Source organism: Streptomyces venezuelae (assembly GCF_008642295.1).
Lineage (GTDB): Bacteria > Actinomycetota > Actinomycetes > Streptomycetales > Streptomycetaceae > Streptomyces > Streptomyces venezuelae_C.
The window spans coordinates 2,580,675-2,604,673 of record NZ_CP029190.1; the positions used below are offsets into that span (position 1 = coordinate 2,580,675).

Annotated in this window: 6 protein-coding genes; all 6 read right to left on the reverse strand. The window is 71.8% G+C overall.

The window, feature by feature from the left end; genetic code table 11:
* Positions 1 to 9 precede the first annotated feature (9 nt).
* Complete coding sequence (locus DEJ50_RS11205; RefSeq protein ID WP_150207480.1) at positions 10 to 1,209, reverse strand: cytochrome P450; 1,200 nt, start codon at positions 1,207 to 1,209, stop codon at positions 10 to 12.
* Between the two features lie 97 nt (positions 1,210 to 1,306).
* Positions 1,307 to 2,500 (reverse strand): cytochrome P450, encoded by a 1,194-nt coding sequence (locus tag DEJ50_RS11210; RefSeq protein WP_150207481.1) that lies wholly within the window; start codon positions 2,498 to 2,500, stop codon positions 1,307 to 1,309.
* Positions 2,501 to 2,537: 37 nt separating this feature from the next.
* Positions 2,538 to 2,756: an MbtH family protein gene (locus tag DEJ50_RS11215; RefSeq protein ID WP_150207483.1), complete on the reverse strand. Its 219-nt coding sequence runs from the start codon at positions 2,754 to 2,756 to the stop codon at positions 2,538 to 2,540.
* Positions 2,753 to 19,096 (reverse strand): non-ribosomal peptide synthetase, encoded by a 16,344-nt coding sequence (locus tag DEJ50_RS11220; RefSeq protein ID WP_150207485.1) that lies wholly within the window; start codon positions 19,094 to 19,096, stop codon positions 2,753 to 2,755. Before DEJ50_RS11220 ends, DEJ50_RS11215 begins: the two co-directional genes overlap by 4 nt.
* Before the next feature lie 83 nt (positions 19,097 to 19,179).
* Positions 19,180 to 23,079, reverse strand: coding sequence for an SDR family NAD(P)-dependent oxidoreductase (locus DEJ50_RS11225; RefSeq protein WP_150207486.1), 3,900 nt, complete (start codon positions 23,077 to 23,079; stop codon positions 19,180 to 19,182).
* Positions 23,076 to 23,861 (reverse strand): thioesterase II family protein, encoded by a 786-nt coding sequence (locus DEJ50_RS11230; protein WP_223837704.1) that lies wholly within the window; start codon positions 23,859 to 23,861, stop codon positions 23,076 to 23,078. The genes DEJ50_RS11225 and DEJ50_RS11230 overlap by 4 nt, the downstream gene beginning before the upstream one ends.
* Between the last annotated feature and the right edge of the window lie 138 nt (positions 23,862 to 23,999).

Below are 23,999 nucleotides of genomic sequence, written 5' to 3' on the forward strand. Positions count from 1 at the left end.
GGCCCGGTCTCAGCTGGTGCGGACGGGCAGGCTGCGCACACCCGTGAACTCGGGGGAACCGTAGAAGACGGGCGGCAGGTCCGGGTCCAGCCGGAGGTTCGGGTAACGGTCCATCAGGGCGTTGAAGACCGTACGGACCTCGACACGGGCCAGCTGGACGCCGATGCAGTAGTGCGGGCCGCGGCCGTAGCCCACGTGCTGGTTCGGCGACCTGGTCACGTCGTACGTTTCCGGGTCGGGGAACTGGAGCGGGTCGCGGTTGGCGGCGCCGAGCTGCACACAGACCAGGCTGTCCTTGGGGATCTGCTTCCCGGCCAGGACCACGTCGGCCTCGGTGACCCGGTACGAGGTCGAGGCGGGGCTGAAGAACCTCATCGTCTCCTCGAACATGGAGGGGATGAGGGACGGGTCGGCCTTGATCTTCGCCGCCTGCTCGGGGAAGGCGTCCAGGCAGAGCATCGTGTTGCCGATCAGGATCGGGCTGGTGACATGGCCGGCGCCCAGCACGGCGATCGCGAAGTTCACCAGCTCGTGGTGGGGCATCTTGCGGCCGTCGAGGTACCGGAAGTCGAGCATCAGGCTGAGCAGGTCCTCCTGCGGCTCCCGCATCCGCTCCTCGATGACCTCGCTGAGGAAGTCGCGGAGCGGCTGAAGGGGGTTGAGCATGGAGCTGAAGTACTCCTCGCCCTCCTGCCCGGAGGTGCTCATGTGCGCGTCCACGTCCATGGTCGCGTTCACCCTGAGCAGGTGCTTGCGGCCCTCGACCGGGGTGCCGATGATCTTGCTGAACAGGATCCCCGACACCTCGTCGATGAAGTCGTGGATCAGGTCGAAGCGGTCCCGGTCGCCCAGCCGGTCCAGCAGTTCGACCGCCGTCTCGCGGACCCGCTCCTCCAGGTCGCCCAGGTGCTTGGGGGTCAGCAGCTTGCCGACCTGCCGGCGCATGTGGATGTGGTCGGGGCCGTCCATCTGGGCGATGTCGCCGGCGAAGTACTTCCGCGATTCCTCGTCGACCTCGAACAGCCGGGCGCTGTCGGTCGAATACCTGGCTGGGTCGTTCAGGACCTCGCAGACCTCGCGGTAGCCCCAGACCTGCCACAGACCGAGCTTCTCGTCGTACCAGACCGGCTCCGCCGGACGCTGCCCGCGCAGCCAGGTGCGGTGCTCTGCCAACCCCCACAGGTCGGCCAATACCGTCGTCGTCGTCATTGGTGATTCCCCTGTAGAACAGTTTGCGGCCCCCGCCGCCACGAGCGGTCACGCGGCACCCGCAAGGAGGTGCCGCGTGACCGCGTGGCGCAGGGATTTACTTGTAGAGGACGTCGAAGGAACGGACGCCGACCATGTCGGTGGACGGGAAGAAGGTCGGCGGGTTCTCCGGGTTGCTGGCGAACTTCGGGAAGCGGTCCATGATCGTGTTGATCGCGATCTTGCCCTCGAGGCGGGCGAGTCGGGTGCCCAGGCAGTAGTGCACGCCGTAGCCGAACGAGATGCTCGGGTTCGGGGTGCGGGCCGGGTCGAACACGTTGGGGCGGTCGAACTTGAGCGGGTCGCGGTTGGCCGCGCTCACCCACGGGAGGATCATCTGCTCGGCCGGGATGGTGACCCCGCCGATCTCGACCTCGCGGGTGGTCACCCGGGACAGGGTGGCGGCCGGCGGCAGCAGGCGCAGGGCCTCCTCGATGGCGCCCGGGACCAGCGAGCGGTCGGCGCGCACCTGGTCGAACACGGCGGGCTCGGTGTCCAGGCAGGCCATGGTGTTGCCGACCATCATGGTGCTGGTGATGTGACCGGTGATCAGCAGCACGTTGGCGATGTTGACGACCTCGTTGTCGGTGAGGCGCTCACCGTCCTGCTCCGCCTGGATGAGGTAGGTCAGCAGGTCCTCGCGGGGCTGCTTGCGGCGCTGGGCCACCTGGTCGGCCATGTAGTCGAGCATGGGCTTCAGGCGGGCCTCGGCGGCGTGGATCTGGTCCTCGATGCCGTCGCCGCCGGCCACGAAGTCCAGGCCGGCCATGTTCTCGATGATGTCGAACGCGACGCCCTTGAACAGGTCGCGGTCGCTGAGCGGGACGCCGAGCATCTCGGCGATCACGATCACGGGCAGCGGGTAGGCGAGGTCCGCCACCAGCTCGAAGCTGCCCTTCTCCTGCACCTCGTCGATCAGCTCATCGGTGATCTTCTGGATGCGGTCCTCGAGGCCGTTGATGACCCGCGGGGTGAAGGCGTGGCCGATCAGCTTGCGGTACTTGTTCTGCTCCGGCGGGTCCATCTGCGAGATGTCCCCTTCCTGGAACTTCGGGTCGACCTGCACCGCGGCGTACTTGGCCGTCGCCGCCGAGAACGTGGCGTGGTCGCCGAGGATCTGCTCGACCTCGTCGTAGCCGTAGGCGCACCAGGCGCCGATCTCCTCGTCGAACTCGATCGGGTTGGCTGGTCGGATTCCCCGCAGCCACTGGCGGGTGGGGTGGACGTTCCACCGCTCGATGACCTCAGACACTGGTGCTTCCTCTCTGCGTACTCTGGGAAATCCGGATCTACTGGGATACGGCCATGGCGTCCTGCAGGCTCTTGGGCCGCAGGTCCGTCCAGTTGTCCTCGACGTAGGTCAGGCAGTCCGGCCGGGCCGCCGCGCCGAACACGATGCGCCAGCCGGCCGGAACCTCGGCGAATGCGGGCCACAGCGAGTGCTGGTCCTCGCCGTTCACCAGCACGTAGAACTGGCCGCTCTCGTCGTCGAACGGGTTGCTACTCATACCTGAACTCCATTTCCATCCGACTGCTTTGCGGAAACTTCTCGACCGACGATCCGGCACATCTCGGCAGCAGGTTCCGGCAGCACCATTTCGTGGTGGGTGGTCTCGATGTCGTACTGCTTGACGGTGCCCGTGATGAACGGCTTCCACAGGTCGCCGAACCGTGCGTCCGGATTGGGCACGGCATTGAAGAAGAGCGCGTCTCCGTGGAACACGGGCGAATTGAATCCGGGTGTCAGAGACGTGTGGTTGAGGATGACGCGCACCGCGTTGTCCAGGAACGACTCGTGGTCCTCCGAGCCGGCCAGGCCGGTGAGCTGCTCCTGGAAGTACTCCCGGAGCGCGCCCGCGGTGGGCGATGCCTGCGTGACCAGGTACGTACTGGGCACGCTGTCCAGCATCGCCAGCAGCGCCACCTCGTGCCCGCGCTGCTGCAGTTCGGCGGCGATCGCCTGGGCGAACGTACCGCCGATGGAATATCCGGCCAGGTGGAAGGGGCCTTCCGGCTGGATCTCCAGGATCTCCCCGACATAGTCGAGGATCATCTCGTCGATGGACTCGGGCAGTTTCGTCCGGCCGTCGAATCCCTTCGCCTGGATTCCGTTGATCGTCGTGTACTGCGGAAGACGACCGGCGAATCCGAGGTAGGGCCAGCATATGCCGCCACCGGGGTGGATGAACCACAGAGTTCGGTCATTTGTCAGGGAATTGGCGCCGCCCTTGATGGACAGGACCGCACCGAAGGGGTCACCGGCGCCGCCGGACGAACCCTCCGCCTCCAGGTAGCCCACCAGCTCGGCGACCGTCGGGGAGTCGAACACCGCCCGCAGCGGGAGGTTGACGCCCAGCACGATCCGGATGCGGGTGATGAGGCGGGAGGCCAGCAGGGAGTGTCCGCCCCGGACGAAGAAGCTGTCGTCGATGGTGACCGACTCGAGCCCCAGCACCTCCGCGAACAGGCCGCAGAGGATCTCCTCGCGCGGGGTCCGCGGCGCACGGCCGGCCGACTCCCCCGCGTAGTCCGGCGCGGGCAGCGCCCGCTTGTCCAGCTTGCCGCTCAGGGTCAGCGGCACCTCCTCGATGGCCACCAGCGCGGCGGGCACCATGTGCTCGGGCAGCCGGTCCCGCAGCAGTCCGCGCACCTCGGCGAGCAGGTCCCCGGACGTCTCGGACGTCTCGGACTCCCCGCCGGCCGGCACCACATAGCCGACCAGGCGCTTGTCCCCGCGCTGGGCGTCGACCACCACCACCGCCCGGTCCACGGCGGGGTGTGAGGCCAGGGCGGCCTCGATCTCGCCGAGCTCGATGCGGAAGCCGCGGATCTTGACCTGGTCGTCGGCCCGGCCGCGGAAGACCAGCTCGCCGGCCTCGTTCCAGGACACCACGTCGCCGGTCCGGTACATCCGCTCGCCGGGCCGCCCGAACGGGGAGGCCACGAAGCGCTCGGCGGTCACGGTCGGCTTGCCGAGGTACCCGCGGGCCACGCCGGGCCCGGCGATGTACAGCTCGCCGGCCACGCCCACGGGCACCGGCTGGAGCGCCGCGTCCAGCACGTACACCCGGGTGTTGTGGATCGGCGTACCGATCGGGAACACCGTGCCGTCCGGGGTCATCGGCGCGCCCATCGTGGCGCACACCGTGGTCTCCGTCGGGCCGTAGACGTTCATCATCCGGCGGCCCGGCGCCCAGGCGGCGACCAGCTCCGGGGCCGGCGATTCGCCACCGACCAGCAGGGAGACCACGCTGGTCAGCGCGTCCGTGGGAAGCGCGGCCAGCATCGCGGGCGGCAGCATCATGTGCGTCACCTGGTGCCGGTCGACGGTGTCGGCCAGCGGCAGGCCCGGAGCCAGCTGCTCCTTGTCGGCGACCACCAGGGCCGCTCCGGACAGCAGGACCGTGAACATCTCGCAGATCGACACGTCGAAGCTGGGCGAGACGAGCTGGAGCATCCGGCTGCCGGCGGTGACGGCCATCTTCTCCGTGTGGGCGGCGACCAGGCTGGCGATGCCCCGGTGGGTGACCACGGTGCCCTTGGGGCGGCCGGTGGAACCCGAGGTGTAGATGACGTACGCGGCGCTGTCGAGGGTCTGGAACCGCTGGACCGGGGCGAGGGCCCCGCCCGATCCGGCCTCGTCCCGGGCGGCCTCGTCGACCCGCAGGGTCGGCAGGCCGTGGCCGGCCATGACCTCGGCCGCGACCGCGTCCACCACGGCCAGCCGGGCGCCCGAGTCCTCGACCATGTAGGCGATGCGCTCGGCCGGGTAGGTGTGGTCGACGGGCAGGTAGGCGCCGCCCGCCTTGGACACGCCGAGCAGGGCCACCACCAGGTCCGGGGAGCGGCGGGTGGCGACCGCCACCACCGTCTCCGGTCCGACGCCCTGCGCCACCAGGGCGTGGGCCAGCCGGTTCGCCCGCTCGTCGAGCTCGCGGTAGGTCAGCCGCTCCTCTTCGAAGAGCACCGCCACCGCGTCCGGGGTGGCGGCGGCCTGCCGCTCGAAGAGGTCCGGGACGGTCCCGTCCGCGGTGGCCGCGGCGGTGGCGTTGAAGCCGGCCAGCAGCCGCTCCCGCTCGGTCGGCGGCACCATGTCCACCGCGCCGAGCGCCACGTCCGGGTCGGACACCAGCTGGTTCAGCACCCGGGCGAACCGGGCGGCGATCCCCTCGGCGGCCTCCGCCTCGAACAGGTCCTCCTGGTACTCCATCACCACGTGCAGGGAGTCGTCGGCCGCAGCCGCGATGCCCAGCGGGTAGTGGGTGCCGTTGCCGGTGCTGACGCCGGTGATGGCGATGCCGCCGTTGACCCCGGTGTCGGCGAGACCGTCCCGGTCCATCGGGAAGGACTCGAAGACGACCACGGTGTCGAACAGGGTGCCCAGGCCGGTGCTCCGGGTGATCTCCGTCAGTCCGATGTGGTGGTGGTCCATCAGCGGGCCCTGCCGGTCCTGGAGGCCCGTCAGCACCTGGCGCAGGGTGTGCCAGGGGGACAGCTCCGCCCGTACCGGGAGGGTGTTGATGAACAGGCCCACCATGGACTCCACCCCGGCCACGGCCGGCGGGCGGCCCGAGACGGTGGTGCCGAAGACCACGTCCTGACGTCCGGTCAGGCTACCGAGGACGATGGCCCAGGTGCCCTGGACCAGGGTGTTCAGCGTGATGCCGAGGTCGGCGGCGCTGCGCACCAGTTCGCGGGCGGTCTCGGACGACAGCGGGATCTCGATCTGGCCGACCCGCTCGGGGTCCACCTCGGATCCGGCGCCGGGCGCGATGAGCGTGGGCTCCTCGACCCCGGCGAGCTCGGTCTCCCAGGCGCGGGCGGACTCGCCTGCGTCCTGTTCGGTCATCCAGCCGAGGAAGTCCCGGTACTTGCGGGCCCGCGGCAGCACCGAGTCGTCGCCGGCCGAGCCGTAGAGGCGCAGCAGCTCCTGCATCAGCACGCTCAGCGACCAGCCGTCGAGCAGGGCGTGGTGCGAGGTGAGGACCAGTTCGGCCGTGTCCGCGCCGGTGAGCGCCAGCGAGAGCCGGAGCAGCGGGGCGCGGGTCGGGTCGAAGCGGTTGGCCTGGTCCTCGGCCAGGAAGCGCTCCAGTGCCCGGTCACGGCGGGCGGCGTCCAGGTCCCGGAGGTCGGTGAACTCCCAGGGGAGTTCGACCTCGTCCAGGACCAGCGCCACCTGGTTGCCGGCGGCGTCGGAGACGAACGCGGTGCGCAGGTTGGCGTACCGGTCGAGGAGGGCCTGTCCGGCGGTCCGCATCCGGTCGGGGTCCACGGCGCCGGAGAGGTCGTACACCACCTGGACGTGGTAGGCGTCGTAGGTGGAGTCGGCCATCAGCGACTCGAAGAGCAGGCCGGACTGGAGCGGGGTGAGCGGCCATACGTCGGACAGGGACGGGTAGCGGCGTTCCCAGACCTCCAGCTCGCTCTGGCGGACCGTGACGAGCGGGACGTCGGAGGGGGTCAGGCCGCCGGCGCCCGGCTGGGCGACATGGCGGGCCAGGCCCTCCAGGGCGGTCCGCCAGAGGTCGGCGAGCTGCTCGACCTCGGTGCGGGCCAGGACTCCGGCGGGGAAGCCGAAGCGGACGCCCAGCTGCGGGCCCTCCGCGGTGTCGGTGACGGCCGCGTTGATCTCCAGGGTGGACATCACCGGCATGTCGGCGTCGGGGACGGCGATCAGTTCGCTGCTGCCGGGGGCGAGGGTCCAGCCCAGCCCGCGGAGCTCCTCCGGCATGTCCGTGGTGGAGAACCGGCCGAGGTAGTTGAACGCGATCTGGCCGGTGCCGTGGCCGCGGAGCTGCTCGGCGGTGTCCTCGTTGAGGTAGCGGAGCAGGCTGTAGCCGAGGCCCTTGTCGGGGATCCGGAGCAGCTGCTCCTTGACGGCCTTGACCACGCGTCCGGCGGCGGCGCCGCCGGCCAGGGCCTCGTCGAGGTCCGCTTCGCCGATGTCGAGCCGGACGGGGAACATGCTGGTGAACCAGCCGACGGTACGGGAGAGATCGGCGCCGGGGACGACGCCTTCCTCACGGCCGTGGCCCTCCAGCTTGACCAGCAGGGAGGACTCCTCGATCCCGCGGGTCCGCCGCCACTGGGCGACGGCCAGGGCGAGGCCGGTCAGCAGGCCGTCGTTGACACCGCCGCGGAAGGCGGCGGGGACCTCGGTGAGCAGGGCCTCGGTGACCCAGCCGGGCACCTTCAGCCAGACGTGCTCGACGGTGGAGACCACGTCCACGGCGGGGTCGATGTCGCGGGAGCCGAGGAGCGGGTCCGGGCCGTCCACCACGGACTGCCACAGGCCGAGTTCGGCGACGCGCTTCGGGGAGGCGGCCTCGTCGATCAGGGCCTGGGTCCAGCGGCGCACCGAGGTGCCGACCGCGGGGAGCTCGGGGGCCTTGCCCTCGCGGATCTGCCCCCAGGCCTCGGCGAGGTCGGGCAGCAGGATGCGCCAGGAGACACCGTCCACGACCAGGTGGTGCAGGATCACCAGCAGCCGGCCGGCGCCGGTTCCGGCGTCGAACCAGACGAACTGCGCCATCACACCGGCGGCCGGGTCCAGGCGGCCGGTGGCCGCGTCGAGTTCCTCGGTGGCGCGGGCCAGCCACGCCTCGTCCCAGGCGCCGTCCCAGTCGATCCGGTGCACCAGGCCCGATACGTCGACCGAGCCGGGCGCGCTGACGATCATGCCGCCGGCGGTCAGCTTGGAGCGGAGCAGGTCGTGCCGGTCCCACACCGCGGCCAGGGTGGCGACCAGGCCGTCCCGGTCGATGCCGGCCGGCAGGTCGGCGACCGTGGACATGGTGAACCGGTCGAATCCGCCGCCCAGTTCGAGGAGGTAGCGGGCCACCGGCAGCAGCGGCATAAAGCCGACGCCGCCGCCCTCGAACTCCTCCAGGACCACCGCCGCGCCGACCCGCTCGGCCGCGATCAGCGCGAGTTCGGCCACGGTTCGGCACTGGAAGACCTCGCGGGGGCTGACCTCGACCCCGCGGGCACGGGACCGGGAGACCACCTGAATAGAGCGGATGCTGTCGCCGCCGATGGCGAAGAAATCGTCGTCGACGCCGACCCGGTCCACGCCGAGGACCTCGGCGAAGACGACGGCCAGGGTCTCCTCGACCTCGTTCGACGGGCCGCGGTAGACCTCGCCCTTGAACACGGGGTCGGGCAGCGCCGCCCGGTCGAGCTTGCCGTTGGGGGCCAGCGGCAGCCGGTCCAGCATGACGAAGGCGGACGGGACCATGTACTCCGGCAGACGGGCCGAGGCGAACCGGCGGAGCTCCTGCGCGGAGACACCGGCGGTGAGGTCCATGCTGTTCTTCTTGGCGGGGGCGTCCTGGTCCGCGGTGCGGGCCGGGACGACATAGCCGACGAGCTGCTTGGCATCGCCCTTGCCGGCGCGGACCAGGACGGCGGCCTGCTCGACGCCCGGGTGGGCGGTGAGCGCGGCCTCGATCTCGCCCGGCTCGATCCGCAGGCCGCGGATCTTGACCTGGGCATCGCCACGGCCGACGTACTCCAGGGTGCCCTCGGCGGTCCAGCGGGCCAGGTCGCCGGTGCGGTACATCCGGGAGCCGGGCGGGCCGAAGGGGTCGGCGACGAAACGTTCCGCCGTCAGGGCGGCACGGCCCCGGTAGCCACGGCCCACGGAGGCGCCGGCCACATAGAGCTCACCCGGGACGCCCGGCGGGACCGGGGTCAGGCCGGTGCCCAGGACGTACGCCCGGACGTTCTCCAGCGGGGTGCCGATCGGCGCACCGGCGGCACCGTCCCACTCCTCGCCGGCGGCCAGCGAGAAGGCGGTGGCGTAGAAGGACTCGGTCTGGCCGTAGCCGTTGACCACACGGACGCCGGGGAAGGCCTCCCGGGCCCGGGCCACCAGCGAGGCCGGCAGGGCCTCGCCCGCGAACACCAGGGTGTCCACACGGGTCTTGCCCGCGATCTGGTCCAGCAGCTCCGCGAAGACCGAGGGGACGGAACTGATCACACTGCCCGACCAGCTCTCCCGCTCGCCCAGCTCCAGCACGTCGCGGACCACCTCGACACTGCCGCCCGTGGTCAGCGCGGTCATGATCTCGAACACCGAGACGTCGAAGTTGACCGAGGTGCCGGCCAGGATCCGGGCACCCGGCTCCAGACCCAGGGCTGCCACCAGGCCCGGCAGGGCACTGGTCACGTTGCCGTGGGTCACGGCGACGCCCTTGGGGACGCCCGTGGAACCGGAGGTGTACATCACGTACGCCAGGTTGTCCGGGGACGGCGCGGCCGGTACAGCAGCCGCCGCACCCTCTGTCAGGTCGATCTTCCCGAGGAAGAGCTCCGCGACCCCGTGCTCCGGCAGCACCCGGGCGGCCTCCTCGTCGAGGAGGAGCAGCTCGGGGGCGGCCTGTTCCAGCATCAGGCCCAGCCGCCCGCTCGGGAAGCGGGGGTCGATCGGCAGGTAGGCGGCACCGGACTTCAGGATGCCGAGCATCGCGACGACCAGGTCGGCCGAACGCGAGAGCGCCAGACCCACCACGGACTCCCGCTGCACGCCCCGGTCGGCCAGGGCGCGGGCGAGCCGGTTGGCGCGCTCGTCGAGCTCCCGGTACGTCAGGGTCTGCTCGCCGGAGACCACGGCCACCGCGTCGGGGGCGGCCTGGGCCTGCGCCTCGAACAGTCCGGTGACGGTGGTGGCCACCGGGCGGGTGGCCTCGCCGGCCGGGACCGCGGGGCGGGAGAAGCCGTCCAGCAGCTCCTGCTCCCCCGGGACCAGCACGTCCACCGTGGCGATCCGCCGGGCCGGCTCGGTGACGAGCTGGCGGACCACCTGCACGAAGCGCTCGGCGAGCTTCTCGATGGTGCTTCGGTTGAAGAGGTCCGTCGCGTACTCGAGGTAGCCGATCACGCCGGTGCCCGGGATGTCGCCCATGTTGAAGAACAGGTCGAACTTGGCGGTGTCGGTGAACGAGGGCTCCCAGGTGACCTGGAGCCCGCGCATCTCGAAGTCCTCGCGGGTGATGTTCTGCCAGGCGAACATCACCTGGAACAGCGGGTGGTAGGCGGTGGAGCGCTCCGGGTTGAGGATCTCCACCAGCCGCTCGAACGGGGCTTCCTGGTTGTCGTACGCGGTGAGGGCCTTGCCCCGCACCTGCCGCAGCACCTCCTCGAAGGAGGGGTTGCCGGACAGGTCGGCGCGCAGCACCCAGGTGTTGACGAAGAAGCCGACCAGCTCGGCCAGTTCCGCGTCGGTGCGGTTGGCGATCGGGGAGCCCATGGTGATGTCGTCACCGCTGCCGAGCCGGCCGAGCAGCACCGACAGCGCCGACTGGAGCACCATCGAGGCGGTCGCGCCGTGCGTACGGGCCAGCTCTTCGACCGCGGCCGACAGCTGCGGGTCGAGGCCGAACTCCACCACGTCTCCGCGGTGGCTGGGGGCCGGCGGGCGGGGCCGGTCCACGGGCAGCGGCAGCGGCTGCGGGGCGCCGGCCAGCTCCTGCCGCCAGTACGAGGCCTGGGCGGTGAGCAGGCTGTCCGGGTCGTCGGCCTCGCCGAGCAGCTCGCGCTGCCACAGCGTGTAGTCGACGTACTGGACCGGCAGTTCCTCCCAGGCCGGCGCGTGGCCGTCCAGCCGGGCCGCGTAGGCGGCGCCCAGGTCGCGGGCGAGCGGGGCCATCGACTCGCCGTCGACGGCGATGTGGTGGATCACCAGGACCAGGCGGTGCTCCTCGGCGCCGGAGCGCACCAGGGCGGCCCGGACCGGGATCTGCGTCGCCATGTGGAACGGGTCCTCGAGGACCTCGGCCACGGCCTCGGCCACGCCGGTGGCCGACACGTCCACGAGCGGGATGTCCAGGGACACCTCGGCCGCGGGCACGACCTGCTGGTAGGGGTGGCCGTCGGCGTCCTCCACCATCAGGGTGCGCAGGGTCTCGTGGCGGGCCACCAGGTCGCGGACGGCGGCGCGCAGCGCCTCGACGTTGAGCAGGCCGGCCAGGCGCAGCACGAAGGAGTGGTTGTACGTGGACGAGGGGCCCTCGAAGCGGTCCACGAACCACAGCCGGGTCTGGGCGTAGGAGAGCGGCACCCGCTCGGGGCGGGTCTCGACGCGGCGCAGCTGCGGCCGGGCCGGGCCGGTGGCCGTCAGGTGGCGGCTCAGCTCGGCGACGGTGGGCGCGTCGAACACCAGCCGGACCCGGACCTCCGCGCCGAGGGCGGCGCGGATCCGGTTGACCAGACGGGTGGCGAGCAGCGAGTGGCCGTTGCGGGCGAAGAAGTCGTCGTCGATGCCGATCCGGTCCACGCCGAGGACCTCGGCGAACAGCCGGCACAGCACTTCCTCGTTGGCGTTGCGGGGTGCCCGGTAGGCCACGCCGGTGAACTGCGGCTCGGGCAGCGCGGCCCGGTCCACCTTGCCGTTGGGCAGCAGCGGGAACTTCTCCAGGGTGACGAACGCGGCGGGGACCAGGTGGTCGGGGAGCCGCGCCGAGGTGTAGCCGCGGAGGTTCTCAGGTGCCTCGGTGCCGGTGGGGACCACATAGGCGGCGAGGTACTTGGAGGTGCTCTTGCCCTGGCCCTCGCGGGCGACGACCAGGGCCTGGCCCACCTCGGGGTGGGTGATCAGGACGGCCTCGACCTCGGCGGGCTCGACGCGGACGCCGCGGATCTTGACCTGGCCGTCGCCGCGGCCGACGTACTCCAGGGTGCCCTCGGCGGTCCAGCGGGCCAGGTCGCCCGTGCGGTACATGCGCGAGCCGGCCGGGCCGAAGGGATCGGCGACGAAACGTTCCGCCGTGAGGGCGGCACGGCCCCGGTAGCCGCGCCCGAGGGAGGCGCCGGCCACATAGAGCTCGCCCGTCACGCCGGGCGGCACCGGGGTCAGGCCGGCGCCCAGGACGTACGCCCGGACGTTGCCCAGGGGCACGCCGATCGGCGCGCTCGCGCCGCCGGTCCACTCCTCGGCGGCGGCCAGCGAGAAAGCGGTGGCGTAGAAGGACTCGGTCTGGCCGTAGCCGTTGACCACACGGACGCCGGGGAAGGCCTCCCGGGCCCGGGCCACCAGCGAGGCCGGCAGGCCCTCGCCCGCGAACACCAGGGCCTGCGGGCTGATCCGGCCCGGCAGGTCGTCCAGCAGCTCGGCGAAGGCCGAGGGGACCGAGCTGATCACATCGGCGGACCAGTCCGTGCGCTCGGCGAGGGCGAGGACGTCGCGGACCAGCTCGACGCTGCCGCCGGTGGTCAGCGCCGAGAAGATCTCGAACACCGACACGTCGAAGTTGATCGACGCACCGGCCAGGACCCGCGCGCCCGGCTCCACACCGAGGGCGTCGACCAGTCCCGGCAGGGCGTTGGTGACGTTCCGGTGGGTGATGGCCACGCCCTTGGGGATGCCGGTGGAGCCGGAGGTGTACATCACGTACGCCACGTTGTCCGGGAGCGGGGCCACCACGGGGGTCGTGGCACCCGCACCCTCGGCGGCGGTCTCGATCTCGTCGAGGAACAGCCGGGGGATGTCGGCGGGCGGCAGCACGCCCTGGGCTCCGGCCTCGGTGAGGATCAGCGAGGGTGCCGCGTCGCCCAGGATGAACTCGAGCCGGCGGCTCGGGTACTCGGGGTCGATCGGCACGTAGCCGGCCCCGGACTTGAGGACGCCGAGGAGGGCGACCACCAGGTCCGCGGTGCGCGGCAGTGCGACGGCGACGACCGACTCGCGGCCCACGCCGCGGGCGGCCAGGCCGGCCGCCACCCGGTCCGCGCGCTCGTCCAGCTCGCGGTAGGTGAGCGACTGCCCGCCGGCCACCACCGCGATGGCGTCCGGGGTGGCCGCGGCCTGCTCGGCGAACCGGCCGGGGACGGTGTCCTCGGTGACCGGCACCGTGCCGGTGCTCGTGCCGGCGCCGCGCAGGATCTGCTCCCGCTCGGCGGGGGCGAGCACGTCCACCGCGCCGACCGGCATGTGCGGGGTGGCCACCAGCTGGGTCAGGACCCGCTCGAAGCGCTCCGCGAGGGTGTCCACCGCGGCCCGGGCCAGGACGTTGCGCTGGTACTGGAGGGACAGCTGGAGGTTGGGGTCGGCGTCCGCCATCACGGTCAGCGGGTAGTGGGTGCCGCTGAACGGGGTGATGCCGGTGATGGCAACGCCGGAGGAGGCGTTGGCCTCGCTCAGGCCGACGTGGTCGACGGGATAGGACTCGAACACCACGATGGTGTCGAACAGGTTGTTGGTCCCGGCGGCCTGGTAGATCTCGGTCAGGCCGTAGTGGTGGTGGTCGAGCAGCGCCCCCTGCCGGTTCTGGAGGGCGCCGAGCAGCTCGGCGAAGGTGTCGCCGGGGGCGGCCGGCACCCGCACGGGCAGGGTGTTGATGAACAGGCCCACCATGGACTCGACGTCCGGCACGGCCGGCGGGCGGCCCGAGACGGTGGCGCCGAACACCACGTCCGAGCGGCCGGTCAGCTGGCCCAGCAGGACCGCCCAGGCGCCCTGGACCAGGGTGTTCAGGGTGACCCCGAGGTCGGCGGCGGTGGCGTTCAGACCGTGGGCGAGTTCGGCGGAGAGCGGCACCTCGACCAGGCCGACGTCGTCGCTGTGCGAGTCGGCGCCCTTGTCGGGCACCAGCAGGGTGGGCTCGTCGAAGCCGTCGAGCTCCTCGGACCAGGCCCGGGCGGCGGCGTCGCGGTCCTGCTCGGCCAGCCACACCAGGAACTCGCGGAAGCCGCGGACCCGCGGCAGGGCGGTGGCATCGCCGGCGGAACCGTAAAGCCGGAGCAGGTCCTGCATCAGCCAGGGCACCGACCAGCCGTCGAACAGCACGTGGTGGGCGGTGAAGACCAGGGCGGAGCGGCCGGGACCGCGGGTGACCAGGGTGATGCGCAGCAGCGGCGGGGTGACCGGGTCGAACCGCGTGTTGCGGTCCTCGATCAGGAACTGCTGGAACTCCTCTTCGCCCTTGCCGGTCATGTCCAGGTGCTGCCAGGGCAGTTCGACCTCGTCGAGGACGAGCTGGACCAGGTCTCCGGCGTCGTCGGAGACGAATGCGGTGCGCAGGTTGGCGTACCGGTCGAGGAGGGCCTGGCCGGCCGCGCGCATCCGGGCGGCGTCCACCGGGCCGGACAGGTGGTACGCGAACTGCATCTGGTACGCGTCGTAGGTGGCGTCGGACAGCATGGACTCGAAGAGGAGCCCGTTCTGGAGCGGGGTGAGCGGCCATACGTCGGTCAGGGACGGGTAGCGGCGCTCCCAGACCTCCAGCTCGCTCTGGCGGACCGTGACGAGCGGGACGTCGGAGGGGGTCAGGCCGCCGGCCTCGGGGCGGGCGGCGTGCCGGACCACGCCTTCCAGGGCGGTCTGCCACAGCTCGGCGAGCTGTTCGACGTCCTCGCGGGCCAGGACGCCGGTCGGGAAGCCGAACCGGGCGGTCAGCTGCCCGGAGTCGGTGACCAGCGCGTTGATCTCCAGGGTGGACATCACCGGCATGTCGGCGTCGGGGACGGCGATCAGCTCGTTGGTGCCGGGGGCCTGGGTCCAGCCCAGGCCGCGCAGCTCCTCGGGCATGTCGGCCGAGTTGAAGACGCCCAGGTAGTTGAAGGCGATCTGGCCGGTGGGGTACTCGGCGAGCACGGCGGCGGTGTCGTCGTTGAGGTAGCGGAGCAGGCCGTAGCCGAGGCCCTTGTCGGGGATGCGGAGCAGCTGTTCCTTGACGGCCTTGATGACCTGCCCGGCGGCGGCGCCGCCCGCGAGGGCCTCTTCGACGTCGGCGGTGCCGAGGTCCAGGCGGACGGGGAACATGCTGGTGAACCAGCCGACGGTGCGGGAGAGGTCGGCGCCGGGGACGACGCCTTCCTCGCGGCCGTGGCCCTCCAGCTTGACCAGCAGGGAGGACTCGTCGATGCCGCGGCTGCGGCGCCAGCTCGACACGGCGATGGCCAGGGCGCTGAGCAGGCCGTCGTTGACACCGCCGCGGTAGGCGGCGGGGACGTCGGCGAGCAGCGCGCCGGTGACGGCGGCCGGCACCTTCAGCCAGACGTAGTCGACGGCGGAGATGGTGTCGGTCTCGGGGTCGATGTCGCGGGAGCCGAGGAGCGGGTCCGGGCCTTCGACCACGGACTTCCACAGCTCCAGTTCGGCGAGCCGCTCGGGGCTCTCCGCCGCGTCGATCAGGGCCTGGGTCCAGCGGCGCACCGAGGTGCCGACCGCGGGGAGCTCGGGGGTCCTGCCGTCGCGGATCCTGCCCCAGGCCTCGGCGAGGTCCGGGAGCAGGATGCGCCAGGAGACGCCGTCGACCACCAGGTGGTGGAGGCTGATGAGGAGGCGGCCGGCGCCGGCTCCGGCGTCGAACCAGACGAACTGCGCCATCACTCCGGCGCCCGGGTCCAGGCGGCCGGTGGCCGCGTCGAGTTCCTCGGTGGCGCGCTCGTACCAGGACTCGTCCCAGGCACCCTCCCACTCCACCCGGTGGATGAGGGAGGCGGTGTCGACGGAGCCGGGCGCGGTGACGACCATGCCGTCGTCGACGAGCCGGGAGCGGAGCAGGTCGTGCCGGTCCCAGACGGCTGCCAGGGTGGCGGCCAGGCCGTCGCGGTCGATGCCGGCGGGAAGGTCGGCGACCGTGGACATGGTGAACCGGTGGTAGCCGCCGCCGAGTTCGAGGAGGTAGCGGGCCACCGGCAGCAGCGGCATAAAGCCGACGCCGCCGCCCTCGAACTCCTCCAGGACCACGGTGGCGCCGGCCCGGCCGCCGGCGGCGATCGCGAGTTCGGCCACGGTGCGGCACTGGAAGACCTCGCGGGGGCTGACCTCGACCCCGCGGGCGCGGGACCGGGAGACCACCTGGATGGAGCGGATGCTGTCGCCGCCGATGGCGAAGAAGTCGTCGTCGACGCCGACCCGGTCCACGCCGAGGACCTCGGCGAAGACGGCGGCCAGGGTCTCCTCGACCTCGTTCGACGGGCCGCGGTAGACCTCACCCTTGAACACCGGGGCGGGCAGGGCCGCCCGGTCGAGCTTGCCGTTGGGGGCCAGCGGCAGCCGGTCGAGCATGACGAAGGCGGACGGGACCATGTACTCCGGCAGGCGCGCGGAGACGAACGTGCGGAGCTCGGCCGTGGAGACGCCGGCGGTGAGGTCGACGTGCAGGTCGCCGATGCTCTCGGCGGCGCCGGGGTCGCTGCCGAGGACGCCGACCGGGACGACATAGCCGACGAGCTGCTTGGCGCCGGCCCGCTCGTGGACGGTGACCACGGCCTGGGAGACGCCGGGGTGGGCGGTCAGCGCCGCCTCGATCTCGCCGGGCTCGATCCGCAGGCCGCGGATCTTGACCTGACTGTCGCCGCGGCCCGCGTACTCCAGCTTGCCCTCGGAGTTCCAGCGGGCCAGGTCGCCGGTGCGGTACATGCGCGAGCCGGCCGGGCCGAAGGGGTCGGCGACGAAACGTTCCGCCGTCAGGGCGGCGCGGCCGTGGTAGCCACGGCCGACCACGCCGGAGACATAGAGTTCGCCCACCACGCCCGGGGGCACCGGGGTCAGGCCCGGGCCCAGCACATGGGCGCGCATGTTGCCCAGCGGGTCACCGATCGGCACGCTGCCGTTGGCGTCCCACTCCTGGGCGCCGTCCACGGTGAAGGTACCGGCGTAGAAGGACTCGGTCTGGCCGTAGCTGTTGACCACGCGGACGCCGGGGAAGGCCTCCCGGGCCCGGGCGATCAGGGAGGCGGGCAGGGCCTCGCCGGCGAACACCAGGGTGTCCACGCTGGTCTTGCCCGCGATCTGGTCGAGGACCTCGGCGAAGACCGAGGGGACGGAACTGATCACACTGCCGGACCAGCCCTCGCGCTCGCCCAGCTCCAGCACGTCGCGGACCACCTCGACGCTGCCGCCGGAGGTGAGCGCGGTGATGATCTCGAAGACGGAGACGTCGAAGTTGATGGAGGTGCCGGCCAGCATCCTGGAGCCGGGGCCGATCCCGACCACCGAGGCCAGCCGCATCACGCCGTTGACCACACCGTGGTGGGTGATCGCGACGCCCTTCGGGGTGCCCGTGGAGCCGGAGGTGTACATGACGTACGCCAGGTTGTCCGGACGCAGCGGCACCTCCACCGCGGCGGCCTCGGCACCCGCCAGGTCCAGGTCCTCCAGGAACAGGCAGGGGGCGTCGTGCTCCGGCAGTCCGCCCGCCGTCGCGAGGTCGGTGAGCAGCAGCACCGGGCGGGCCTGGGAGAGCACCAGGCTCAGGCGCTTGCTGGGGAAGCGGGGGTCGATCGGCAGGTAGGCGGCGCCGGACTTCATGATGCCGAGCATCGCGACGACCAGGTCGGCCGAGCGCGGCAGCGCCAGGCCCACCAGGGTCTCCGGCTGCACACCCCGGTCGGCCAGGGCGCGGGCCAGCCGGTTGGCGCGCTCGTCGAGCTCCCGGTAGGTCAGCGTCTGCTCGCCGAACACGACGGCAACGGCGTCCGGGTCGACGGCGACCTGCTGCTCGAACAGCTCGGGGACGGTGACCGCGGGGGTCGAGGCGGCGGTGTCGGCGAAGCCGGCCAGCCGCTCGCGCTCGCCGGGCAGCAGCACATCGACGGAGCCGACCGGACGGGCGGGGTCGGTGAGGAGGTGGCGCAGCACTTGGAGGAGGCGGGCGCCGATGTTCTCCACGGTGCTGCGGTTGAAAAGATCGGTCGCATACTCCAGGACGCAGCGCATGCTGTCGTCCGCCGGGTCGACCGCGAAGTTGAACTCCAGGTCGAACTTGGCGGTGTGGGTGGGGACGGCCTCGAGCTCGCCGGTCACCCCGGGCAGGTCCAGGACCAGCCGGTCGTTGCTCTGCCAGGTGAACATCACCTGGAACAGCGGGTTGTAGGCGGTGGAGCGCTCCGGGTTGAGCACCTCGACCAGGCGCTCGAAGGGGGCGTCCTGGTTGTCGTACGCGGCGAGGGCCTTGTCCCGGACCCGGTCCAGCACCTCGTCGAAGGAGGGGTTGCCGGTGAGGTCGGTGCGCAGCACCCAGGTGTTGACGAAGAAGCCGACCAGGTCCAGCAGGTCCTCGTCGACGCGGCCGGCGATGGTGGCGCCGAGCGGGATGTCCTCGCCGGCACCCATGTGGTGCAGCAGGACGGCGAGCGCCGCCTGCATGACCATGGGGGTGCTCGCGCCGTGTACGGCGGCCAGCCGCTCGGCGGCGGCCACCAGCTCGGCGTCGATCGCGAAGTCGACCATGTCGCCGCGGTGGCTGATCACGGCGGGGCGGGGCCGGTCCAGCGGCAGCCGCAGCTGCTCGGGGGAACCGGCCAGTTCCTCGCGCCAGTAGGCGAGCTGGGCGGAGATGACGCTGTCGGGGTCGCTCTCCTCGCCGAGCATCTCGCGCTGCCAGAGGGTGTACTCCCCGTACTGGACGGGGAGTTCCTCCCACTCCGGGGCCTCGCCGTGGACCCGTGCCGTGTAGGCCTCGGCCAGGTCGCGGGAGAGCGGCAGCATCGACTCGCCGTCCGCGGCGATGTGGTGGATGACGAGGATCAGCACGTGCTCGTCCGGTGCGCTGCGCACCAGGCGGGCCCGCACCGGGATGTCGGTGGCGAGGTCGAAGTGGTGGACGACCTCCTCGGAGACCACCGCATCCACGGCGTCCGGAGCGGCCACGATCAGTGGAATGTCCAGGTCCAGGCTCTCGGCCGGAAGGACCTGCTGGGCCGGCACACCGCTTTCGTCGACGACGAAAACGGTGCGCAGGCTTTCGTGCCTCAGGACCACGTCGCGCAATGCGGCAGACAGCGCGCCCTCATCGAGAGTTCCGCTCAAGCGGAGCAGGAACGGAACGTTGTAGGTCGCCGACGGCCCCTCGAACCGGTCGATGAACCACAGGCGCCGCTGGGCGAAGGACAAGGGGATCATTTAGCGTCTACTCCTCGATCAGTCGTCCTGCGCAGACGTGGCAATGTGGCAGCAGGACACCACTAAAGACGGCTGAGGGTCAGTCAGTTCGTCGTGTGCCGTTCGATGGTCGCGGCCATTCCCGCCACGGTCGGCAGCTCGTACAGCTCTTGGGTCGAAACCCGGAATCCGAGCTTGTTGTCCACGAGCGCCAGCAGGCGCGTGGCCCGCAGTGAATTCCCGCCGAGTTCGAAGAAGGAATCGTCCCTGCCGACTTCCGGGCGGTTGAGGGCGTCGGACCAGATCAGAGCGAGGTTGCGCTCCAACTCGGTGGCGGGCTCGGTGTAGTTGCGGCTCGGCTTGTCCGGTGCGACGTCGTGCAGCAGCTGGGCGGTGTCCACCGCGCCGTAGGCGTCCCGGGGGATGCGGGGTACTGCGACGACCCGTACCGGCACGGCCAAGCTTCCCACATTTTCCGCGATTGCGGCACGTACGGAAGCCTGTTCCGGAGCATCCGAAATGAAGGCGATGACAATTTCGCTCACCCGCAGTTTCTGCGGTACGAGTTCCTCGACGATGGCCGGGTTCTTCAGGTCGAGCCCGACCACCAGGTAGTGGTGATCGCCTGCCGTTCCGTTGAGGAACAGCCGCAGACCGGTCTCCGGGTCGATGGAACGGAATCCGCGGTGTTCGGCGGCTGCGGCGGACTGCGACCTGTTCATTCCGACGCCGGTCCACATGCTCCACGCCAGGCAGTGCACGGTGCGCCCGCGCTCGTGGCGCCAGTGGTCGGCGAATCCGGTGAGGAAGCTGTTTGCGGCGGAATAGGCGCCGAACGAATGGCCGCCGAATTCGCCGTTGACGGAGCCGAAGAGCACCAGGGAGGCGTCCGGGCGGGATTCCAGCGCCTTGGCGATGGCCAGGGTGCCGGCGACCTTGGCGCCGTAGTGCAGGTCGAAGGTCTCGCGGGTCTCCTTCGCGAGGGTGTGCTTCTCCAGCTCGGACCACTGTCCGGTCGGGTCGGCGGCGGCGAGGTGCAGCACCCCGTCGAGGGGGCGGCCCCAGCGGGCCTCGGCCGCGGCGATGGCGGCCTCCAGCGCGGCCTCGTCGGCGACGTCGAGCTGCTCGTACGCGACCTGCCCGAAGGCGGACAGTTCGGCGAGCCGGGCGGCCTTGTCGCCCTCGGCGGCCGAGCGGCCCACCAGGAGCAGGCGGATCCCGAAGGCGGCCAGGAGGTAGCCGGCGATGTCGTGGGCGATACCGCCGAGACCGCCGGTGACCAGGTACAGCCCGCCCGGGGTCACGGGCTGCCGGGCGGCACCCGTGCCGGTGACCGCGGCCTCGTCCTCGGCGACGGGGACGAGCTTCGGCTGCCAGCGCTTGCCGTCGCGGGAGGCGATCACCCCGGTACGGGTCCGGTCGGCGAGCTCGGCGCGCACGGCGGCGGGCCAGTCGATCGGGCAGGGGGTGAGGTCGAGCTGCCGGACGGGCAGCGGGGCGGCCTCGGCGATCGCGGTCCGGACGAGTCCGGGCAGGTGGACGGCGCCCAGGTCGAGGGTGTCGCCCTGCTGGACGTAGAGGGCGCCCTGGCTGACGACGAGCAGCAGCGGGCGGCCGAACTCGCCGTCGGCGAGCACCGAGACCAGGGCGGTGAACTCCTCGGTGGCGGTGGCCAGCCGGGCGGCGGAGCCGCCGGTGCGGCCCAGCATCGGCAGGGCGAGGACCACGGTGGAGAGCTCGCCGTGGCGGGCGGTGGCCTCGCTGAGCAGGCGCCGCAGTTCGGTGCGGTCGGTGGTCCGCAGCCGGTAGCGGTCCGGGCCGTCCTCGGTGTACTGCACGCCGCGGCGGACGCTGACCACCGTGCCCTGGAGGTCGAGCCACTTCAGGTCCTGGTCGGCGGCGATCGCGATGGTCACCCCGGGAGCGGCGGCTTCGGCGGCGGGGGCCGCGGCGGGCTCGGGGAGCTGCACCCACTGGCGGCCGAAGAGCCAGGTGTCCTCGCCCTCGTCCTCGTCCACGGCCTCCGGGCCGGGGCCGGCCGTGCGGTCGGCGAAGGCGCCCGCCCGCAGGGCGGTGACCAGGGCGGCCCGCTGGACCTTGCCGCTGCCGGTCTTGGGGAACTCCTCCTCGGTGACCGGGACGATCAGGTCGGGCGAGACGCCGGCCTCGCGCACCAGGACGGCGCGCACCTGCTCGGAGGTCCGGGCCAGGGCGTCCGCGTCCCAGTCCGCCGGGACGAAGAAAACGGCCAGGTCGTCGGAGCCGGCGCCGGGCTCGCGGACGCCGACGGCCGCGGAGAAGGTGACCCGCACCCCGTCCACCCGCTCGACGACGCTCTCCAGCTCGTGCGCCATGTAGTTGATGCCGCGGACGATGATCTGGTCCTTCTTGCGGCCCGCGATGACGACCTCGCCGTCCCGGACGAACGCCAGGTCGCCGGTGTGGAACCAGCCCTCGGCGTCGTAGGCCTCGGCGTTGGCCTCGTCGTTGGCGAAGTAGCCGCGCATGATCGTGGGCCCGGTGATGACGAGCTCGCCCATCCGGCCCTCGGGCAGGACCGCGCCCTTGTCGTCGACCACGCGGATCCGCACACCGGGGATCGGCCGACCGACCCGGGACAGGACGACCGCGTCCTCGTGTCCGGGGTCGAGGTGGCGGATGGTGCCGCTGAGCGAGGCGGGGTCGATGGCGACCGTGCCGGCGGCGCGGTCCTCGCGGCTCTGCCGGGTGTAGGTGACGCCGGAGCAGGTCTCGGACATGCCCCAGCAGGGCACCATCGCGTCGGCGGGCAGCCCGTGCGGGGCCAGCAGCTCCAGGAAGCGGTGGCTGGTGGCGGCGACGACCGGCTCGCCGGCATTGGCGATCTCGCGGAGGCTGGAGAGGTCCCAGGACCCGGCGGCGATCTCCTCGGCGCGCTCGTTGACCAGCGCGAAGGCGAAGTTCGGGGCCCAGACGTTGGTGGCCCGGTAGCGCTCGATCCAGTCGAGCCACTGGATCGGGTCGGCGAGGAAGTGGTGAATCTTCGCGTTGACGTGCATGCACTGGAGGAACACGTCGCGGACGTTGTAGTAGGCGACCGTGACGTGGTCGAAGGGCATCCAGATGAGGCTGACGTCGTCGGCGGTCAGGCCGCAGTGCTGGATGACGGCGAGCTCGCGGGCGACCACGCTGGCGTGGGTGTGCTGGACGCACTTGGGGACACCGGTGCTGCCCGAGGTGAGCAGGTTGAGCACCGGGGATCCGGCGGTGGCCGGGAACCAGTCGCGGTCGGGCTCGTGGGCGGCGAGCTCCTCGACGGTCAGGATGCGGACGTCCGGCTCGCCCCACAGCTCGCGTACGCCGGCCAGCTCGCCCGCGGTGGCCGAGTCGGTGACCAGCACCGGGCGGCCGAGCAGGTTCCAGGCGCCCCGCAGCTTGCGGTTGACCTCGTTCGCGGAGGTGTAGGAGGTGGCCACGGCGACCGGGGTCGGCACGAAGCCGCCGAGCACACAGGCCCAGAACGCGGTCAGGTAGCCGCGGTTGTCGTCGAAGACGAAGAGCGCGGCGTCGCCCGGCTGCAGGCCCGCGGCACGGAAGCCGGCGAGCACCCGCTCGGCCGCGGCGAGCAGCTCGGCGTACGTCTGGAAGACGTCCTCCTCGCCGGCCCGGAGGTAGACGGTGCCCTTGTCCGGGGCCTGCTCGGCCGCCGCGCGCAGGGCCTCCTGCAGGGTGGCCGGCGTACCGGGGCGCACGATGAGGTCCCCGCCGTAGAGGTCGGAGGCCGGGCCGGCCGGCTCGTCCGCCGCGGGCGCCACGGGCACCTCGGCGGCAGCGGGGGCGGCGGGGGCCGCGGGGGCGGCGGGGGTTGTCGGAGCCGCGGCCTCCGTCGCCGGCTGTGCCGCCGCCGGGTCGGCGGCCCGCACCTTGCGGGCGACGGCGACCGCGTCGAAGACTCCGGGAACTTCCTTGGCCGCGACCGTGATGGCGTCGAGTGCGCCGTCGCCGAGCAGGTCGGGGGCGGTCATGCGGTCCTCCCGGAGGTTGCGGGGTTCAGAATCCTGCGGCTGATGACCGAGACCACCTCGGAGGGCTCTTCCAGGAAGTAGAAGTGGCCGCCGGGGTAGAGCTCCGTCTCGAAGGGGGCTGTGGTGAAGTCCCGCCAGCGCTCGACGTGTTCCAGGGGCGCGCGCGGGTCGGACTTGCCGGTGAGCGCGGTGATCGGGATGTCCAGCGGGGTGTCGGAGGCCGACTCGTGCCGCTCCCAGAGGGCGAAGTCCGCGCGGAGGGTGAAGAGGAGGGACTCCATGACGTCCTCGTCCTCGGCGATCTCGGGGTCGAGCCCGCCGAGCGCGACGATCTCGGCCGCGAGGTCCTCGTCGGAGAGGTCGTGCAGCTGCCGCAGGCCGCTCTCCCCCGGTGCCGGCTGCGCGGAGAGGAACAGCTGCTCCGGTCCCCGGCTGCCGCGCGCCCGCAGGGCCTTGGTGAGCTCATAGGCGAGCGAGGCGCCACCGGAGTGCCCGAAGAAGGAGAACGGGCCGTCGAACACCGGGCGCAGCGCCTGGCCGAGCACCGCAACGAGCGGAGCGACCTCGGTGAAGGGGTCCTCGGCGATACGGTTCTGCCGGCCGGGCAGCTGAACGGCAACCAGCTCGATCTCCGGCGGGAGCAGCCCGACCCACTCGGCATAGGCAGCCGCACCGGCGCCCGCATGCGGGAAACAGATCAGCCGATGGGTCGGTTCCGGGCGCTTTGCACGCCAGATGTAGGGGGTTTCGGGGACCAGTTCCTGGCTTTCCAACGGCAGCATGTGCTGGCTACTCCTCGCTCCGGCGAAGGTTTCTGTACGGGAAGACGGCGGTTCGGCACACCGGCGCGGGTCTCACCACGGCGCACGGGCGTCATCGAATTCCGTGATCTGATGGATCGACAGCAAGGCTGTCCGAAT

Excerpts from the sequence above, each read along its gene's own strand:
- DEJ50_RS11230 (WP_223837704.1), bottom strand. The coding sequence starts at position 23,861 with ATGCTGCCGTTGGAAAGCCAGGAACTGGTCCCCGAAACCCCCTACATC.
- DEJ50_RS11205 (WP_150207480.1), bottom strand. The coding sequence starts at position 1,209 with ATGACGACGACGACGGTATTGGCCGACCTGTGGGGGTTGGCAGAGCAC.
- DEJ50_RS11215 (WP_150207483.1), bottom strand. The coding sequence starts at position 2,756 with ATGAGTAGCAACCCGTTCGACGACGAGAGCGGCCAGTTCTACGTGCTG.
- DEJ50_RS11225 (WP_150207486.1), bottom strand. The coding sequence starts at position 23,079 with ATGACCGCCCCCGACCTGCTCGGCGACGGCGCACTCGACGCCATCACG.
- DEJ50_RS11220 (WP_150207485.1), bottom strand. The coding sequence starts at position 19,096 with ATGATCCCCTTGTCCTTCGCCCAGCGGCGCCTGTGGTTCATCGACCGG.